This is a genomic window from Streptomyces sp. NBC_00285, assembly GCF_036174265.1.
Classification (GTDB): Bacteria; Actinomycetota; Actinomycetes; order Streptomycetales; family Streptomycetaceae; genus Streptomyces.
Window position 1 is genome coordinate 5,370,852 of sequence record NZ_CP108055.1, and the last position, 17,451, is coordinate 5,388,302.

The following is a 17,451-nucleotide window of genomic DNA, read 5'->3' on the forward strand; positions in this document are numbered from 1 at the left end:
CCTTTAGGCAATCCTTTGGGGTGACCCATTTCCACTCGAAAGTAGGGGTAAATAGGAGTTTGCGCCGTGAATCCTCGGCATGATCCCCAGGTTTCGGAGTGATCAATTCCGAAATCCACAGACTCTCCGCACAGCCTGTGGATAACTCTTGGGAGGGTGTGCGCTGCTGTGGACAACCATGTGCCAAGTCCCGCTCACCGCAAGGGATTCGAGTCAACCCGGCGCCTCGCCCGTGCCTCGTCCCGGCGAGCCGGGGCACCTTTCATTGACACGTTCCGCAATTCACCCATAACGGAACGTAAGCCGCGATTCACTACGGTTGGGAATAGTGAGTCGTGGCCCGTATCCCCGCACCGGTAGCCTTGGCCGCGTGATTGACCTTCGCCTGCTCCGTGAGGACCCCGACCGAGTGCGCGCGTCGCAGCGCGCCCGTGGAGAGGACGTCGCCCTCGTCGACTCCCTCCTGTCTGCCGACGAGCGGCGCAGGTCGTCCGGCGTCCGCTTCGACGAGCTGCGTTCCGAGCAGAAGTCGCTCGGCAAACTCATCTCCAAGGCCTCGGGCGACGAGAGGGCCGAGCTGCTCCAGAGGACGGGCCGGCTCGCCGCCGACGTCAAGGCGGCCGACGCCGAGCAGCACGAGGCCGACGAGGAGGCCAAGCGGCTCCTCCTCCAGCTCGGCAACGTCGTCCACCCCGACGTCCCCGTGGGCGGCGAGGAGGACTTCGTCGTCCTGGAGACGCACGGCACCATCCGCGACTTCGGCGCCGAGGGCTTCGAGCCCAAGGACCATCTGGAGCTCGGCGAAGCGCTCGGCGCCATCGACGTCGAGCGCGGCGCCAAGGTCTCCGGCTCACGCTTCTACTACCTGACCGGTGTCGGCGCCCTGCTGGAGCTCGCCCTGGTCAACGCGGCGATCGCGCAGGCCACCGAGGCCGGCTTCACCCCGATGCTCACCCCCGCGCTGGTCCGCCCGCGCGCCATGGAGGGCACCGGCTTCCTCGGCCAGGCCGCGGAGAACGTGTACCACCTGGAGAAGGACGACTACTACCTGGTCGGCACCTCCGAGGTCCCGCTCGCCGCGTACCACATGGACGAGATCCTCGACGCCGACAAGCTGCCGATGCGCTACGCCGGCTTCTCGCCGTGCTTCCGCCGCGAGGCCGGCACCTACGGCAAGGACACCCGCGGCATCTTCCGCGTGCACCAGTTCGACAAGGTCGAGATGTTCTCGTACGTCCACCCCGACGACGCGGAGAACGAGCACCGGCGGCTCCTCGACTGGGAGAAGCAGTGGCTCACCGGCCTCGAACTGCCCTTCCAGGTCATCGACGTGGCCTCGGGCGACCTGGGCGCGTCCGCCTCGCGCAAGTTCGACTGCGAGGCGTGGATCCCGACCCAGGGCAAGTACCGCGAGCTGACCTCGGCCTCCAACTGCGACGGCTTCCAGGCCCGGCGCCTGTCCGTGCGGATGCGCGACACCAGCGACGGCAAGAACAAGGTCCAGCCGCTGGCCACGCTCAACGGCACGCTGTGCGCCGTACCGCGCACCATCGTGGCGATCCTGGAGAACCACCAGCTGGCCGACGGCTCCGTGCGGGTGCCCGAGGTGCTGCGCCCGTACCTGGGGGGCCGGGAAGTGCTGGAGCCGGTCGCCAAGTGAGCTTCCCCTACCGGCTGATCGCGACCGACCTCGACGGAACGCTCCTGCGCTCCGACGAGTCGGTCTCGCAGCGCACGCGTTCCGCTCTCGCGGCGGCCACGGACGCCGGGGCCGCGCACATCGTGGTGACCGGCCGCGGGGTCCCGTGGACCCGGCACATCCTCGACGACCTCGGCTACAAGGGGCTCGCGGTCTGCGGGCAGGGCGCCCAGGTCTACGACGTCGGCGAGCACCGTCTGGTGACCTCGGTGACGTTGGACCGGAAGCTGGCGGCCGTGGCCCTCGCGAAGATCGAGGCGGAGGTCGGCCCGCTGTACCTGGCGGCGAGCCGCGACGGCCTCGACGGTGATGTGCTGGTCGGACCCGGCTACTCGGTGACGGGTGCACTGCCGTCGACGCCGTTCACCGACGTGGCGGATCTGTGGGCCGCGCCGCTGAACAAGATCTACGTCCAGCATCCGCAGCTGTCGGACGACGAGCTGGCGCAGGCCGCCCAGCGGGTGGCGGGCGGCTTCGTCACGGTCGTGATGTCGGGCGCGGGCATCGTCGAACTGCTCCCGCTGGGGCTGTCGAAGGCGACGGGTCTGTCCCTGGCGGCCCGCCGACTGGGCCTGAAGGCCGCGGACACGATCGCCTTCGGCGACATGCCCAACGACATCCCGATGTTCGCCTGGGCGTCGTACGGCGTGGCGATGGCGGACGCGCACGAGGAACTCAAGGCGGTGGCCGACGAGGTGACGTCCTCCCACGAGGAGGACGGGATCGCGGTGGTCGTGGAGCGGTTGCTGGGCTGACGGCTACGGGCGGTCCGGCCGACGCCCACGGCTTGTCCGGCTGGGCCGGGAGCCGGTTGAGTCGAGAGCCGGGTGGGCCGGGAGCCGTTCAGCCGGGAGCCGGTTGTCGGGCTGGGCCGGGAGCTCACCGAAGGTCAGCAGCGCGTGCACCGGCCCCACCGAGGCATGGGCCCCCGGGCCGAGCTGATCGACGATCACACCGCAACCGGCCCACTCTCCGCCGCACTCCTCGACCATGGCCCTGACGGCGGCCGCCTGCCGCCCGGTCTCGATCCAGTCGTCGACCAGCACCAGCCGATCGCCGGACCGCACGGAGTTCCGCTGCATCCGAAGCCGGTGCCGAAGCCGACGGTAGTCGGGTGCGGTGGTCCGCTCGGTCTTCGGCCCTGGGAACATGCCGTCGCCCTTACGGACGGGCACGAAGCCGATCCCCAGTTCGACGGCCACGGCGGCACCGAGCAGAAAGCCCCGGGCCTCGACACCGCAGACCGCGGTGATCCCGGCACCCCGGAACGGCTCGGCAAGCGCCTTCACGACCGCCTCCAGAGCCTCGGCATCCCGGAACACCGCCCACACATCGGCGTGTCCGCCCAGCCAGGTGAAGTGTTCGAGGACGAGGGCGCGTGCGGTCCTGGCCAACTCCGGCCCTTCTTGACGTACTCCGGCCAAGAAGTGCGGCCCAGTCCCAGTGACAACGTCTCGCGGAGGATGCACGAATCGAACGTGCGCGGGCTTTTCAGGCCCGACCACGGCTGCATCTGATCAAGCCCAGTGCAAACCGGTGCCTTACCACTCGGCCAATCCTCCGGGTGGGCGGCCTCACGCGAGAGCGACATCGCGTGCTCGAAGCGGCCGCCCGGGCAGCTTCCGCGTGAAGCGGGTTCGACGGTGGCGTAACTACACCGGAACCCGCCGCGGACTGCCCTGCAGGGAGCTCGACGGACTGCCGTGCATGGACATCGCCGAGCACCTCCCCAGTCTGTGGCGCCGGTCTCGCCCGGCGTCGTGGACACAACCACTGTGCCCGTACGACGACTTGGGCGCCACTGATTAAAAGCGGCCGTGTGTTCGAAGCTAGCCGCGCCGCCACCGCCGCCGGCGCTTGCTGAAGAACCAGCCCGCGGGCGGCTCGTCAGAGCGCCAGGGCTGTGGCTCGGGCGCTCCTTGGCGCCAGCGCGCGGCGAGCATACGGGCGCGGGCAGACGGCTCGTTCGTCCCGGCGGAGCGTATGAAGTCCTCGTCCAGGACCAGGTCGTCCCAGTCGTCTGCCATGCCCGTTCCCTTCAACTCGCAGCCGAACATTCCCGTTTGTCCAGTCTGCCCGGACAGAGATGAAGTCCCTGTCAATAAGCCCGGCGTCAGAGCTCCTACTCCTCGCCCGCCAGCGTCAGCGACCGCAGCTTCTGTCCCGCGTACCAGGTGGCGAGGACGGTCACCACGACCAGCAGCACCGTGGCCGTCGGCAGTCCGACGTCCGAGGTGACAAGGTCACCGCCGGCGACCTTGTGGGCGACGGCCAGCGACCACTGCTGGACGCTCAGCGTGCGCGCCCCGGCGACCAGGGAGCCGAACAGGGCCTCCCAGACCAGCGCGTAGACGAGCCCGAAGACCACCGCGTGCCGGGACACCGTACCGAGCAGCAGGAAGAGCGCCGCGTAGGCGATCGAGGAGACCAGCGCGGCCACCGTGTAGGCGACGGCGATCTGCTGGCCGTTGCCGTTGAGGATGAGGCCCGCGATGAAGGTGGGCAGCGCCGAGAACACCATCGTGACGGCGATCGCGACGATCAGCTTGGTGAAGATGATCGTCGGGCGCTTGAGCGGCTTGGACAGCAGGTAGACCACCGAGCCGTCGTCGATCTCCGGTCCGATCGCGCCGGTGCCGGCGATGACACCGATGATCGGCACCATCGTGGCGAGCGCGAGCCCGCCCAGCAGGTCGGACGCGGTCTGGTCGTCGGCGCCGACCAGCGCGCGCACGATCACGGAGATCACGATGAGCAGCAGGGGCAGGGCGCCCAGGATGAGGGCCCGGCGGCGGCCGAGCAGGGCCCGGTAGGTGAGTCGGGCGACTGTGGGGTCGTACATCTTGGGCCTCCTACGCCGCGACGAGATACGAGAAGACGGACTCGAGGGACTCGTCGGACGGCGAGACCGTGAGCAGCCGGATGCCGTGGTCGCGCGCGACCCTCGGCAGCAGCGCGGTGAAGCGGCCGAAGTCGACGGCCTGGATGTGCAGCGCGCCCTCGGCCAGGTCGACTTCGATGCCGGACGTCGACGGGTCGGCGATCAGCGCGGCCGCGAGGGCGCGGTCGTCACTGGAGCGCACCAGGTAGCGGTGCGGCCGGTCGGTCATCAGACGGCGGATCCGGCGGAAGTCACCGCTGGCCGCGTGCCGTCCGGCCACGACGACCTCGATGTGCCAGGCCAACTGCTCGACCTCTTCGAGGATGTGGGAGGAGAACAGGACCGTGCGGCCCTCGTCGCCCATGCGGCGCAGCAGGTCCATGAGCTGCATGCGCTGGCGCGGGTCCATGCCGTTGAAGGGTTCGTCGAGCAGGAGCAGCGACGGGTCGTGGACGAGCGCGCTCGCCATCTTCACGCGCTGCCGCATGCCCTTGGAGTACGTCGAGATCTTGCGATCCTGCGCGTACTCCATCTCGACCGTGGCCAGGGCCTTCTGGGCGGCCTTGGCGCCGAGGCCGTGCAACTCGGCGTTGGCGACGACGAATTCGCGGCCGGTGAGGAAGTCGTACATCGCCTCACGCTCGGGGACGACGCCGATGTGCTTGTAGATCTGTTCGTTGCGCCAGGTCGGCTGTCCGTCGAGGGTGACGGTGCCGGTGGAGGGGGCGAGGAAGCCGCCCATCATGTTGATGAGGGTGGACTTTCCGGCGCCGTTCGGGCCGAGCAGGCCGGTGACGCCGGGGCCGATGGTCATGGTGATGTCGTTGACGGCGACCACGTTGCCGAACCAGCGGGAGACATGGTCGATCTGGAGCGTGGTCACAGTCCCACCTTCTTGTAGCGGCGCAGCAGGAGGCCGTAGCTCGCCGCGATCAGGCCCAGTACGGCGAGGACGTAGACGACTCCTTCGCCGTTGCTCGGGGCCACCGCGCCGGGGAACGCCGAGTGCGCGCCGAGGAACGCGGACTGGAGTCCGTCGATGAGCGTGACCGGTGAGAACAGGCCGATCCACGGGACGGCGCTGGAGCTGCCCTGGGTGTCGGCGATGGCCTGGAGGGTGGAGACCGCGCCGTAGGAGATGGTCATGACGGCGATCACGGCCGCGATGCCGAAGCCGCGGCGCGGCGTGACCGAGGCGATGACCAGGCCGATGCCGGCGAAGAGCAGCGAGAGCAGTGCCACGGAGACGAGTCCCTGCCCGAATCCCTCGGTCTGGTCGGAGAAGTCCAGCTTGGCCAGCAGCGCGCCCACATAGAGCACGACCAGCGGGGCCGCGGTGAGGACGAACATCGCCGAGGCCAGCGCCGCGTACTTCGCGCGCACGTAGTCCGCGGTCTCGATGGGCCGCGAGAAGTACAGCGGCACGGTCTTGAAGCGCAGGTCGCGCGAGACGGACTGGGGTGCCTGCGAGGCAACGTACAGACTGATGACGGCCTGCATGATGATCGCGTAGCGCGTGTAGTCGACCGGCAGGTCCTTCGCCTTCGTGGCGACCGCGACGGCCACCATGATGGCCGCGGGCACGCACATCACGACGAACAGCAGCATCGGCAGCACCTTGGACTTGACCGAACGGCCGAGGCCGTAGGCGCCGCGCAGGGACTGCGAGTAGAGCGAGCGGGTCGCGTAGGAACGGCCGAGACGGGCGCCGTCGTAGGTGCGGTAGCCGATGTTGTGGATGCGGGTCTGGTCACCCGACGGTGGTGCTGCGGAGTGCTCAATTGCCATGGCCGACCGCCTCCTTCCGCTGGTCTTCGTCGCTCATGTCGGTGCTCATGCCGGTGTTCTTGTCCTCGCTCGTGAAGACTTCCGAGATGTGGTGCCTGCGCTGTTCCATGCGAACCAGGCCGAGGCCGAGATCGGCCACCACGTCCCGGACGACGTCATAGGTCTCCTCGCCCTGCGCGGTCAGCAGCAGGACGTGGCCGGCGCCCGGCAGGCCGCTCGGGGATTCGAGGATCTCCACCCCGCGCGCGTGCAGCACCTCGCGCACCGCGCGGGTGCCGTCCGGGTGCTCGTCGGTGTCGGTGACCTCGACCGCGAGGGTCGTCGTCATCTGGGTGAAGTCGGTGGTGGAACTGGAGCGCAGGAGCTTGCCACCGTCGATGACGACGACGTGGTCGCAGGTGCGCTCCAACTCGCCCAGCAGGTGCGAGGTGACCAGGACCGAGATGCCGAAGTCGGTGTAGATACGGCGGATCAGACCCAGCATGTCGTCGCGGCCCACCGGGTCGAGCCCGTTGGTCGGCTCGTCCAGGAAGACCAGCTGCGGGTCGTGGACCAGGGCCTGCGCCAGCTTCACGCGCTGCTTCATGCCGGTCGAGTAGCCGCCGATGGGGCGATAGCGCTCCTCGTACAGACCGACATGGCGCAGCGTGTCCGCGGTGCGCTCGCGAGCGGCGGTGGGCGGCAGGCCGGACATGCGGGCCATGTGCACGACGAACTCGGTGGCCGAGACGTCCGGCGGCAGGCAGTCGTGCTCCGGCATGTAGCCGACCCGCTCGCGGATGTCGGCGCCCTTGGTCGCGACGTCGAGGCCGAGCACTTCGGCACGGCCCTCGGTGGCGGGGGACAGACCCAACAGGATCTTGATCATGGTGGACTTGCCGGCTCCGTTGGCTCCGACGAGTCCGGTCACACCGGGTCCGACGTCCAAGGAGAGCCGGTCAAGCGCGGTCACCCGGGGGAACCGCTTGCTCAGGCTTTCGGTCGCGATCACAGTCACGTCATAGACGGTAGTGACACGGACCACTCAGGTCGTCACCCCGCAGAGCTGCATCGGCATCAGACTCCAGAGGTACGGGCACCTAAGGGTCACCCTGAGGTCGAACATCCCGGCCTCCGTTTTCCACATCGGCGGGGTTGTCCACAGGCGGACCCGGCCCTATTGACGCAGCCTCTGACGACTGTCACATTCGCCAGTGTCAGGTTACGGACGCGTACCGCAGTCGACGGGGACGGGGACGGGGTGGCATGACGACGGCTGTGAACAGCGAACTCTCCACACGATTGCGGGGATTCAGGCAGGTCCAGCGGCTCGCGTACGAGTGCGCGGAGGCGGTAGCGGCCCGTCTGGAACCCGGCGTGACCGAGCGGCAGGCCGCCCGGATGCAGCGCACGTGGCTGCGCGAGCACGGCGTACGGGACTGGTTCCACCTGCCCTTCGCCTGGTTCGGGGACCGCACGGCGTTCACGGACTTCCGCATCCCGCTCCAGTTCTTCCCCACCGGCCGCCGCCTGGAGCCCGGGATGCCGTTCATCCTGGACATGGCCCCCGTGTACAAGGGCTTCACCGCGGACGTCGGCTACTCCGGATCCCTCGGGATCAACCCCGTCCAGGCCCGGCTGGCGGCCGACCTGAAGGCACACCGCGAACTGATCCTTCGCGAGGTCCGCGAGCGGCGGTCCCTGCGGGAGATCTACCAGGACGCGGACCGGCTCATGGTCCGCCAGGGCTACGCCAACCGGCACCGCGCGTACCCCTTCGGCGTGATCGCTCACAAAGTCGACCAGGTGGACCAGGTCGAGCAGCGCCGCTGGGCACCGCATGTCCTCGGGTTCGGCACCCGCGCTCTCAAGGGCCTGGCCGCGGACGCCCTGCGTGGCCACCGGGAGGGCTGGTCCCCCCTGTGGTCGCCGTACCGTTTCTCCGACCACCCGCCCACAGCCGGGCCTGTGGGCGGTCGAACCCCACCTCGGATTCCGGGGCACCGGCGCGAAGTTCGAGGAGATCCTGGTCGTGACCGACTCCCGGGACCCGCAGCAGAGCGCCTTCTGGCTCGACGACGATCTGCCGCACGTGCGGCGCTGGGCGGAGGAGAAGTGACCCTGCTCGAAGGTGCGCGGGAGCGCCGGGTACGGACCGGCGGTGTCGACCTTTGCGTGGCCGAACTGGGAGACCCGGCGCAGCCAACCGTGGTCCTGGTGCACGGCTACCCGGACAGCAAGGAGGTGTGGTCGCAGGTGGCCGTCCGCCTCGCCGACCGCTTCCACGTCGTCCTCTACGACGTCCGCGGCCACGGCCGCTCCACGGCACCGAAGCCACTGCGCGGCGGATTCACCCTGGAAAAGCTGACGGACGACTTCCTGGCCGTGGTCGACGCGGTCAGCCCCGACCGCCCGGTGCACCTCGTCGGGCACGACTGGGGCTCGGTCCAGTCCTGGGAGTTCGTCACCGTCCGGCGCACCAAGGACCGCATCGCCTCCTTCACCTCGATGTCCGGGCCGTCCCTCGACCACTTCGGCCACTGGATCGCGGGACGCCTCAAGCGCCCCACCCCGCGCAGGGTCGGCCAGCTGCTCGGCCAGGGCGCCAAATCCTGGTACGTCTACCTGCTGCACACCCCCGGCCTGCCCGAACTGGCCTGGCGCGGTCCCCTCGGCACGATCTGGCCCCGCCTCCTGGAGCGCGTCGAGAAGGTCCCCGCCGACGGCTATCCGACCTCCTCGCTGCCGACAGACGCGGCCCACGGCGCCTGGCTGTACCGGGACAACGTCCGACCCCGGCTGCGCCACCCGCGCGCCGACGCGTACGCACACGCGCCCGTGCAGCTCATCACGCCCCTTGGTGACGCCTTCCTCTCCGAGAAGCTCTACGACGATCTCGGCCACTGGGTGCCGCGGCTGACCCGGCGCGCCCTCCCCGCCAAGCACTGGATCCCGCGCTCCCGCCCCGACCAGCTGTCGGCGTGGATCACGGAGTTCGTGACGTCCGTCGAAGAAGGCCGCAGCACCGCTCAGGCGACCGGGAAGTACGCCGACCGGTTCGGCGGACAGCTCGTCCTGGTCACCGGCGCCGGCAGTGGCATCGGACGGGCCACGGCGTTCGCCTTCGCCGAGGCAGGCGCCCGCGTGGTGGCCGTCGACCGGGACGCCGAGGCCGCCGCCCGTACCGCCGAACTGTCCCGGCTGGTCGGCGCCCCTTCGGCGTGGGCGGAGACGGTGGACGTCTCCGACGAGCAGGCCATGGAGAAACTCGCCGCCAGGGTCGCCGCCGAGTACGGCGTGGTGGACGTCCTCGTGAACAACGCCGGGATCGGCCTGGGCGGTTCCTTCTTCGACACCACGACCGAGGACTGGAAGAAGGTCCTCGACGTCAACCTGTGGGGCGTCATCCACGGCTGCCGGCTCTTCGGGAAGCAGATGGCCGACCGCGGACAGGGCGGCCACATCGTCAACACCGCCTCGGCGGCCGCCTATCAGCCCTCCAAGGCCCTGTCCGCCTACGGCACCTCCAAAGCGGCCGTCCTCATGCTCAGCGAGAGCCTGCGCGCGGAACTGGCGGGGCAGGGGATCGGTGTCTCGGCGATCTGCCCCGGCTTCGTCAACACCAACATCACCTCCACCGCGCGCTTCGCGGGCGTCGACGCCGACGAGGAGAAACGCCGCCAGAAACGCGCGGCCCGCCTCTACGGGTTGCGCAACTACCCGCCGGAGAAGGTCGCCGACGCCATCCTCAGGGCCGTCGTGCGCAACCAGGCCGTCGTCCCGGTCACACCCGAGGCACGCGCCGCGCGCACCCTGGCGCGGTGGGCGCCGAAGGCACTCCGGGCGATCGCACGGCTGGAGCCCCCGCTGTGAGCCACGAGACCACTGCGCGTTGGGCGCCTTCCGTGTCCTTGGCGCCCTTTCAACGATCCCGAATCCCCCCGCACCGAACCCCCGGTGAGCCCATCGGGACTCGCATCACCGGGTACGCCGGCTTCCTCTTCGAGCGGCCGCTCGGCGAGCGTCCACCGCTCAACGCGCCCATACCCGCGCGTGAGGAACCGTGCTTCCGGCGGTCCCACCCCTCGGGGGAGCGCGCGTCAAGCCGGGTGACCGAGCACTCGAAGCGGCCACCGGCGGCCAGGGCGGCCGGGTCAACGGCGGTGTACGGGTGAGCGACGGTGGGCCGCAGGCCGGCTCAGGCGACGGGCCCGCCTACCGGATCGAGGACCTCGCCCACCTCAGCGGCGCCACCGTCCGCACCATCCGCGCCTACCAGGACCGCGGCCTGCTCCCCCGCCCCGAGCGCCGTGGCCGGGCCAACATCTACACGCACACCCACCTCGCTCGGCTGCGCCAGATCGCCGACCTCCTCGACCGCGGCTACACCCTGGCCTCCATCAAGGAACTCCTGGAGGCCTACGACTCCGGCCGCGGCCTCGGCGGGGTCCTCGGACTGGTTGCCGAGGTGGACGGCCCGTGGACCGACGAGGAGACCGTACGGATCTCCCGCGCCGAGCTGGAGGAACGCTTCGGTGGCTCCCCCGACGAAGCGGCGGTCGCCGAAGCCGTGGAACTCGGCATACTGGAGCCGGTCCCCGGCGACGACTCCTTCCTCGTGCCGAGCCCCCAAGAGCTCGCCGTGGCCGTCGAGTTGCACATGGCCGGGGTCCCCCTCTCCGCGATCTCCAGCCACCTGCGGGAGTTGAGGGGCCAGGTCGAGCACATCGCGGCCCGCTTCCTGGAGTTCACCACCGAGCACGTCTTCGCCCGCTACCTGGAGGGACCGCACCACCCGACCGACGCGGACGCCACCGAGGCGGCCTCACTCGTACGCCGGCTGCGGCCGCTCGCGCAGCAGACCGTCGACGCGGAACTCGCGCGAGCGATGCGGCTGTTGGCGGTACGACACCTGCGCCGGCACCTGGGGACGGAAGGACCGCCGGCGAGCCGTCCCACGTCACGTTCCGTGGCCGTGCCCGAGGAGACAATACGGGCGGTGGAGGAGCTGGTTGGGGCAGAGCGGGCGGCGGAGTTCTTCGCGCTGGCGGCTGAACGGGAGGTGCGGGCAAGGGGGTTGGACGCGCTCACGTCAAACTGGCTCCCCCCAGTCGATCTTGACGAAGGGGGCTGACATGACAGGGAGTTGTCCACAGAAACGCCAAGTAGCCTGTGGATAACTACAGTTGGTTGTGGACCAAACATCCGGGTCAAAATCATTCGCGTGATCCGCGTCTCTCCCGGCACCCTGGCGGGATGAACGAGAGCAAGCCACGCGAGATGGACGAGAGACGCACCGTGAAGGTGTCGAAGTACCTCTCGAAGCATCTGCGCCATCAACCCGAACGGATCGGGCTCACACTCGACGAGGCCGGCTGGGTCGAGATCGACGTACTGCTCACCGCAGCCGCCGCACACACCTTCCGCATCACCCGTGAAGAACTGGACCATGTCGTCGCCGCCAACGACAAACAGCGCTTCGCCATCGAGGGCACCCGGATCCGCGCCAGCCAGGGCCACAGCATCGAAATCGACCTCGGACTCACCCCGGCGACCCCGCCGCCGTACCTCTACCACGGCACCGTGGCCCGCAACCTGGACGCGATCCGTGCCGAAGGGCTGCGCCCCATGAACCGGCACGACGTGCACCTGTCACCCGACCGAGAGACCGCGACCCGGGTCGGCTCCCGTCGCGGCCGGCCCGTCGTGCTCTCCGTGGACGCGGGAGCCATGCACCACGACGGCCATGTCTTCCACGTCAGCGCGAACGGGGTGTGGCTGACCAAGAGCGTGCCACCTCGCTACCTGCGCCTCCCCGAGTCGCACTGAACCCCCACGGGAGATGATCGACGCCATGGACCACGGCATGGACCACCTCCCCACCACCGAGGCCGCCGTCACCACGCTCCGCGCCCTCGCCGCCCGGTACGGGCTCACGATCGAGGTGACCCACGACATCGGAGCCGACCAGACCTCCCGCCGCAGTGCAGCGGGCGTCGGCGTCACCACCGACCCTGACGGCACCCTGCCCCACGAGGCCTACGTCGAACTCGGCGGCCGCCCCCAGGTGGACGTGCGGCTCTTCGCGGACGACGACGCCCTGATCACCGTCGACGGAGTCGAGTGCCCGGACATCGCCCGTGACGACGTCCCCGCCTTCCTCTGCGCTCTCTACGAGGGCCACGCCTGGGTGAAAACCCGCCGCTTCCCGCCGGGCCGCTTCTTGATGATCCCGCTGCCGGGTGACCGCGTGCACAAGGAGTTCATCCTGGCCGGGCTCAGCCCATGGCTCAACGGCCGCACACGGTGACCATGAGTCACTGTTTCACGTGAAACACGGCCCGGCGCATACGCTCGGACACATGAGTCTGCGCCTGAGCACCGTGATCCTCCCGCACCGCCGCTGGAACGAGGGAGGCCGCGAGGCGTGGCAGCGCGCGGAACAACTCGGCTTCCACACCGGATACACCTACGACCACCTCTCCTGGCGCACCTTCCGCGACGGCCCCTGGTTCGGTGCCGTACCCACTCTGACCGGCGCCGCGGGCGTCACCGACCGGCTGCGCCTGGGCACGCTGGTGACCTCGCCGAACTTCCGGCACCCGGTGACCCTCGCCAAGGAACTGATCACCCTCGACGACATCTCCGGCGGTCGTGTGACCCTCGGTATCGGCGCGGGCGGCACCGGTTTCGACGCCACCGTGCTCGGCCAGGACATGTGGACCCCGCGCGAGCGGGCCGACCGGCTCGCCGAGTTCGTCCCCCTGCTCGACCGCCTGCTCTCCGAGGACTCGGTGTCCTATGAGGGGGACTTCTACTCGGCACACGAGGCCCGCAACATCCCCGGCTGCGTCCAGCGGCCCCGGCTGCCCTTCGCGGTGGCTGCCACCGGTCCGCGTGGCCTGCGGCTCGCCGCACGCCACGGACAGGCCTGGGTGACGACCGGCGACCCCAAGCTGTTCGAGAACGGCACGCCCGAGCAGTCCGTCCAGGCCCTCCGCGGCCAGGTCGACAAGCTCACGGACGCCTGCGCGGCGCTCGGCCGGGACGTGAAGGAGCTGGACAAGATCCTGCTCACCGGCTTCACCCCGGACCGCGGCCGTCCGCTGGAGTCCCTCGGCGCCTTCGTCGACTTCGCCGGGCGGCACCGGGAGCTCGGCTTCACCGAGATCGTGATCCACTGGCCGATCCCCGACTCGGACTTCGCCGCAGACGAGAAGATCTTCGAGCAGATCGCCATGGAGGCACCGGCGCAGCTGCGCTGAGACCGTGCCTCTGGGGTCGCTGAGGCCGGTCACGCGGCATCTGAGTCTCACCTGTGCGGCCACCCGTACGGTCGAGTGCACACATGCGGGAGAATGACCGCGTGACCTCAGCGACCCGACAGCCCGAGACCCCGGCCGCCGACATACCTCCGCGCCTGATCGCCACCGATCTGGACGGCACTCTGCTGCGCGACGACAAGTCGGTGTCCCCGCGTACCGTCGCGGCCCTCGCCGCCGCCGAGAAGGCGGGCATCGAGGTCTTCTTCGTCACCGGCCGACCGGCCCGCTGGATGGACGTCGTCAGCGACCACGTCCACGGCCACGGCCTCGCGATCTGCGGCAACGGCGCCGCGGTGGTCGACCTGCACGGCGGCCCCGGCGCCCACCGGTTCGTGAAGGTGCGTGAGCTGGCCCGTCAGAACGCGTTGGACGCCGTACGGCTGCTGCGCGAGGCGGCACCAGGCACGGTGTACGCGGTGGAGCAGACGTACGGCTTCTACCAGGAGCCCGACTATCCCAAGCTGCACATGGAGATCCCGGACAACCTCGCCCCCGCCGAGCGGCTGCTGGCGGAGGACGGCCCCGGTGCCGACGAGCCGGTGCTGAAGATCCTCGCCTACCACCCCTCGATCGACCCGGACGCCTTCCTCACCCTCTCCCGCCTCGCCATCGGCGACCGTGCCAACGTCACCCGATCCAGCCCCAGCGCCCTGCTGGAGATCAGCGGCCCCGGCGTCTCCAAGGCCAGCACGCTCGCCCTGTGCTGTGCCGAGCGCGGCATCTCGCACGAAGAGGTCGTCGCTTTCGGGGACATGCCCAACGACGTCGAGATGCTGACCTGGGCCGGCCAGTCGTACGCGATGGGCAACGCGCACCCGGACGTGATCGCCGCGGCCTCGGGCCGGACCGTCGCCAACAACGACGACGGAGTGGCGGTCGTGATCGAGCAGATGCTGGCGGAGCGGTTCTAGATCAGCCGACCGGCACCCCTCGCGCGGCCAGCCACGGCACCGGATCCACCGCCGAGCCCAACTCCGGTGTGACCCGCACCTCGAAATGCAGGTGCGGGCCGGTCGAGTTGCCGCTCGTGCCCGACTGGCCGATCCACTGACCAGGGACGACGTTCTCCCCCTGGTCCACGGTGACGGCGGCGAGATGGGCGTACTGCGTGTAATAGCCGCCGCCAGTGTGCTCGATCACGATCTCGATGCCGAAGGCGCCACCACAGGACACCCTCACCACCCGGCCCGCGCCCACCGCCCACACCGGCGTCCCGATCGGCACCGCGAAGTCCTGCCCGGTGTGCCGGCTCGCCCATCGCGACCCACCGCTTCCGAACCCCGCGGACAGTTCGTACGCCGCCACCGGCGTGACCCAGGCACCCACCGGGGCCTGCTGCGGCTGATCCAGTCGTACGGCGCCCCGGCACGAGCCGGCCGCGACGGAGGCGTCGGCCTGCCCCTGCAACTGCCAACGGGCCTCCTCCAGCTTGTTCTCGATGTCCCCCTTCAACGCGGCGAGTTCGGCACTCCGCTTCTCCAGTGTCCGCCAGGTAGCCGCGGCCTTCGCCTCGTCCGCCTCGAGCCGTGACTCGGCCCGACGGCTCTTGTCGACCGCGTTGTTGACGGCCAGCGTCGTCCGGGAGAAGACGTGCTCCCCCTGCATCAGCTCATCGGGGTCGCCCGCGAAGAGGATCTGCGCGGTGAGAGGCAGACCGCCGCCGTCGCGGTACTGGGCCCGGGCGATACGGCCGAGGTCCTCGTGCAGTACGGCGATCTCCCGCCGCTCCCGGTTCAGAAGACCCTCGAACCGCAGAGCCTGCGCCCGCTGCGTCTGTGCCTCCTGACGCCCCGTCTCGTACTGCTGGGTCGCCAGGGCCGCGTCCTGGTACAGCCGCTCCACCTGCGTGCTGATTCCGGGATCAGCGTCCTTCCGGCGGCCCGCGCCGTCGGCGGCGTCCGTGGGCCGGGCCGCCAGTACCGCGAACGCGCACAGCAGTGCAGGAACGAGCAGCGGGCGCAGGCGAGGTGATCGCATGTCAGCGATCCTGTCCCGGACTCCGGGACGTGGTCCTGTTGGAGTCGTACGGCTGGGGGACACGTTGCTGCGGACGGGTCACACCAGGCCCTTCAGCGTGGTGCCTCCCAGACCACCGTCGTCCCGCCGCCGTTCTCGCCGATGCCCGGCCCGTGTCCGCTGTCACCGCCGAGGGACTCTGCCCGTCGTTCGAGGTTGCGCAGGCCGCTGCGCCGACCGCCCTCGGGAATGCCGACACCGTCGTCCGCGACGGTCAGCCGGACGCCCGGGCTGCCGTCCGGCAGGGTCGCGTTCGCGTCGACGACGACGTCGATCCGGGAGGCGCGGGCGTGCCGGAAGGCGTTGGACAGAGCCTCGCGCAGGGCCGCGACGAGGTTCTTGCCGACCATGTCGCCGACCACGGTGTCGACCGGGCCGACGAATCGGTGCGAGGGCGTGAAACCGAGCGGCACGGCTGCCATGGTGATCTCTCGCAGCACCCGGGTACGGAGTCCCGCAGAGGTGTCGGCCGGGCTCTGCTGGAGCGCGAAGACCGCGGTGCGGATCTCCTGGATGGTGGTGTCGAGTTCGTCCACCGCCTTGCCCACCCCGTCCCGCACCTCGGGCACGGCCGACCGGCGCTGCGTGCTGCCGAGCATCATCCCCGTCGCGAACAGTCGCTGGATGACGAGGTCGTGCAGGTCACGTGCGATCCGGTCGCGGTCCTCGTACACCGCGAGCCGCTCCCGGTCCCGCTGCGTCTCGGCCATGATCAGAGCGAGCGCGGCCTGCGAGGCGAACTGGACGGCGAGAGTGCGCTCCGCCTCGGTGAACGGTCGCTCCCCGCGGGCGCGCGGTGTGACGAGACTGCCCAGCAACCGGCCTTCGCTCTGGAGCGGCACCATCATGATCGGCCCGTAGTCGCGCGCGAAGCCGCTGGTCACGCGTGGATCCGTGGCCGCGTCCTGCACGAACACGGCCTGTCCGTCGAGGAGTTCGGCGACGATCTCGCTGTCCGGCGGAATCACCGTGCCGAGCGCTTCCGACGGCCGGTCCGCGGCCACGGCCACGGCCACGATCTCCAGCCCGCCCTCGTCACTGGGCAGCAGCACGATCCCGGCCGTCGATCGGGACAGCCGGCGGGCCTGCTCGGCGACGACCTGGAGAGCGTCGTCGGCATCGCCACCGGACAGCAGGGCGGTGGTCACGGCGACCGAGCCGTCGATCCAGCGCTCATGCTGCTGTGCCGCCTCGTACAGACGGGCGTTGCCGACGGCGATCCCCGCCTCCGTGGCCAGCACCCGGACCAGGTTGAGGTCATGGTCGTCGAACAGCATGCCCCCGTGCTTCTCCGTCACATACAGGGTGCCGAAGACCTCGCCTCGCACCCGGACGGGCAGGCCCAGGAAGGTGCGCATCGGCGGATGGTGTTCGGGCAGGCCGCACGAGCGCGGGTCCACGGTCAGATCCGCGAGCCTCATCGGCTCCGGGTTGCGGGCGAGGGCGCCGAGCAGGCCCTTGCACCCGTCGGGCCGTCGCCCGATCCGCCGGGCCGTCGGCTCGTCGGTCCCGTGGAAGACGAAGTCGGTGAGCCTCTCGCCGTCCTCGTCGACGACACCGATGGCCGCGTACCGGGCGCCGGTCAGTTCCGCTGCCGTCTCGCAGATCCTCTGCAGCAGGGAGCGCGGCTCCGGACCACTGTCCACGGACCGCATCGCCTCCAGCAGTTGCGGCAGCCGTACGGCCAGGTCGGTCGACAGTCCCTGAGGGGTGGGCATACCCCGAGCGTAGTTAGTGCTGTTTCATCCAGAAAGCCGGACTGG

Annotated in this window: 16 protein-coding genes, 1 tRNA gene and 1 pseudogene; 9 read left to right on the top strand and 9 right to left on the bottom strand. The window is 70.0% G+C overall.

Features of this window, described 5'->3' with window-relative positions; translation table 11 throughout:
• Window positions 1–370 precede the first annotated feature (370 nt).
• Window positions 371–1,660, top strand: coding sequence for a serine--tRNA ligase (serS, locus tag OHT57_RS24710; protein ID WP_328748669.1), 1,290 nt, complete (start codon window positions 371–373; stop codon window positions 1,658–1,660).
• Window positions 1,657–2,454: an HAD family hydrolase gene (locus tag OHT57_RS24715; RefSeq protein ID WP_328748670.1), complete on the top strand. Its 798-nt coding sequence runs from the start codon at window positions 1,657–1,659 to the stop codon at window positions 2,452–2,454. The genes serS and OHT57_RS24715 overlap by 4 nt, the downstream gene beginning before the upstream one ends.
• 3 nt (window positions 2,455–2,457) lie before the next feature.
• Here OHT57_RS24715 and OHT57_RS24720 read toward each other — a convergent pair whose 3' ends face one another.
• The 7 genes from OHT57_RS24720 to OHT57_RS24750 all read right to left on the bottom strand — a co-directional run bounded on the left by OHT57_RS24720 (window position 2,458) and on the right by OHT57_RS24750 (window position 7,359).
• Entirely contained in the window at window positions 2,458–3,093 is a 636-nt protein-coding gene (locus OHT57_RS24720) for a phosphoribosyltransferase family protein (protein ID WP_328748671.1), read from the bottom strand.
• Window positions 3,094–3,156: 63 nt separating this feature from the next.
• A tRNA-OTHER gene (locus OHT57_RS24725) sits at window positions 3,157–3,261 on the bottom strand.
• 267 nt (window positions 3,262–3,528) lie between these two features.
• Entirely contained in the window at window positions 3,529–3,726 is a 198-nt protein-coding gene (locus OHT57_RS24730) for an SGM_3592 family protein (protein WP_328748672.1), read from the bottom strand.
• Window positions 3,727–3,821: 95 nt separating this feature from the next.
• On the bottom strand, window positions 3,822–4,541 hold the full coding sequence (locus tag OHT57_RS24735) for an ABC transporter permease (RefSeq protein WP_328748673.1): 720 nt from the start codon (window positions 4,539–4,541) through the stop codon (window positions 3,822–3,824).
• Window positions 4,542–4,551: 10 nt separating this feature from the next.
• Window positions 4,552–5,463: an ABC transporter ATP-binding protein gene (locus tag OHT57_RS24740; protein ID WP_328748674.1), complete on the bottom strand. Its 912-nt coding sequence runs from the start codon at window positions 5,461–5,463 to the stop codon at window positions 4,552–4,554.
• Window positions 5,460–6,368, bottom strand: coding sequence for an ABC transporter permease (locus OHT57_RS24745; RefSeq protein WP_328748675.1), 909 nt, complete (start codon window positions 6,366–6,368; stop codon window positions 5,460–5,462). Before OHT57_RS24745 ends, OHT57_RS24740 begins: the two co-directional genes overlap by 4 nt.
• The gene (locus tag OHT57_RS24750; protein ID WP_328753316.1) at window positions 6,358–7,359 is read right to left on the bottom strand and encodes an ABC transporter ATP-binding protein; all 1,002 of its coding nucleotides are present in this window, start codon (window positions 7,357–7,359) and stop codon (window positions 6,358–6,360) included. The genes OHT57_RS24745 and OHT57_RS24750 overlap by 11 nt, the downstream gene beginning before the upstream one ends.
• Before the next feature lie 254 nt (window positions 7,360–7,613).
• On the opposite strand from OHT57_RS24750, the pseudogene OHT57_RS24755 reads away from it, so the two are divergent.
• From OHT57_RS24755 to OHT57_RS24785, 7 genes and pseudogenes are all read left to right on the top strand, one after another.
• A pseudogene (locus tag OHT57_RS24755) lies at window positions 7,614–8,466 on the top strand (M24 family metallopeptidase).
• Window positions 8,463–10,220 carry an SDR family oxidoreductase gene (locus tag OHT57_RS24760; protein WP_328748676.1) on the top strand — a complete coding sequence of 586 codons (1,758 nt, stop codon included), beginning with the start codon at window positions 8,463–8,465 and terminating at the stop codon, window positions 10,218–10,220. The pseudogene OHT57_RS24755 and the gene OHT57_RS24760 overlap by 4 nt, the downstream one beginning before the upstream one ends.
• Window positions 10,221–10,518: 298 nt before the next feature.
• Window positions 10,519–11,481, top strand: a complete 963-nt coding sequence (locus tag OHT57_RS24765; protein ID WP_328753317.1) for a MerR family transcriptional regulator — start codon at window positions 10,519–10,521, stop codon at window positions 11,479–11,481.
• Between the two features lie 122 nt (window positions 11,482–11,603).
• A complete protein-coding gene (locus OHT57_RS24770) occupies window positions 11,604–12,176 on the top strand; it encodes an RNA 2'-phosphotransferase (protein ID WP_328748677.1) in 573 nt (190 codons plus the stop codon).
• Between the two features lie 25 nt (window positions 12,177–12,201).
• The gene (locus OHT57_RS24775; RefSeq protein WP_328748678.1) at window positions 12,202–12,657 is read left to right on the top strand and encodes a hypothetical protein; all 456 of its coding nucleotides are present in this window, start codon (window positions 12,202–12,204) and stop codon (window positions 12,655–12,657) included.
• Between the two features lie 52 nt (window positions 12,658–12,709).
• Complete coding sequence (locus tag OHT57_RS24780; protein ID WP_328748679.1) at window positions 12,710–13,612, top strand: LLM class flavin-dependent oxidoreductase; 903 nt, start codon at window positions 12,710–12,712, stop codon at window positions 13,610–13,612.
• Between the two features lie 101 nt (window positions 13,613–13,713).
• Complete coding sequence (locus OHT57_RS24785) at window positions 13,714–14,583, top strand: HAD hydrolase family protein (RefSeq protein ID WP_328748680.1); 870 nt, start codon at window positions 13,714–13,716, stop codon at window positions 14,581–14,583.
• A 1-nt stretch (window position 14,584) separates the two neighbouring features.
• Here the strand turns inward: OHT57_RS24785 and OHT57_RS24790 are convergent, their stop codons facing one another.
• Window positions 14,585–15,649, bottom strand: a complete 1,065-nt coding sequence (locus OHT57_RS24790; RefSeq protein WP_328748681.1) for a M23 family metallopeptidase — start codon at window positions 15,647–15,649, stop codon at window positions 14,585–14,587.
• Between the two features lie 92 nt (window positions 15,650–15,741).
• Window positions 15,742–17,406, bottom strand: a complete 1,665-nt coding sequence (locus OHT57_RS24795; RefSeq protein ID WP_328748682.1) for a sensor histidine kinase — start codon at window positions 17,404–17,406, stop codon at window positions 15,742–15,744.
• Window positions 17,407–17,451 lie beyond the last annotated feature (45 nt).

Coding starts and splice junctions, on each gene's coding strand:
- OHT57_RS24795 (WP_328748682.1), bottom strand. CDS start 17,406: ATGCCCACCCCTCAGGGACTGTCGACCGACCTGGCCGTACGGCTGCCG.
- OHT57_RS24780 (WP_328748679.1), top strand. CDS start 12,710: ATGAGTCTGCGCCTGAGCACCGTGATCCTCCCGCACCGCCGCTGGAAC.
- OHT57_RS24770 (WP_328748677.1), top strand. CDS start 11,604: ATGAACGAGAGCAAGCCACGCGAGATGGACGAGAGACGCACCGTGAAG.
- OHT57_RS24790 (WP_328748681.1), bottom strand. CDS start 15,649: ATGCGATCACCTCGCCTGCGCCCGCTGCTCGTTCCTGCACTGCTGTGC.
- OHT57_RS24735 (WP_328748673.1), bottom strand. CDS start 4,541: ATGTACGACCCCACAGTCGCCCGACTCACCTACCGGGCCCTGCTCGGC.
- OHT57_RS24730 (WP_328748672.1), bottom strand. CDS start 3,726: ATGGCAGACGACTGGGACGACCTGGTCCTGGACGAGGACTTCATACGC.
- OHT57_RS24745 (WP_328748675.1), bottom strand. CDS start 6,368: ATGGCAATTGAGCACTCCGCAGCACCACCGTCGGGTGACCAGACCCGC.
- OHT57_RS24775 (WP_328748678.1), top strand. CDS start 12,202: ATGGACCACGGCATGGACCACCTCCCCACCACCGAGGCCGCCGTCACC.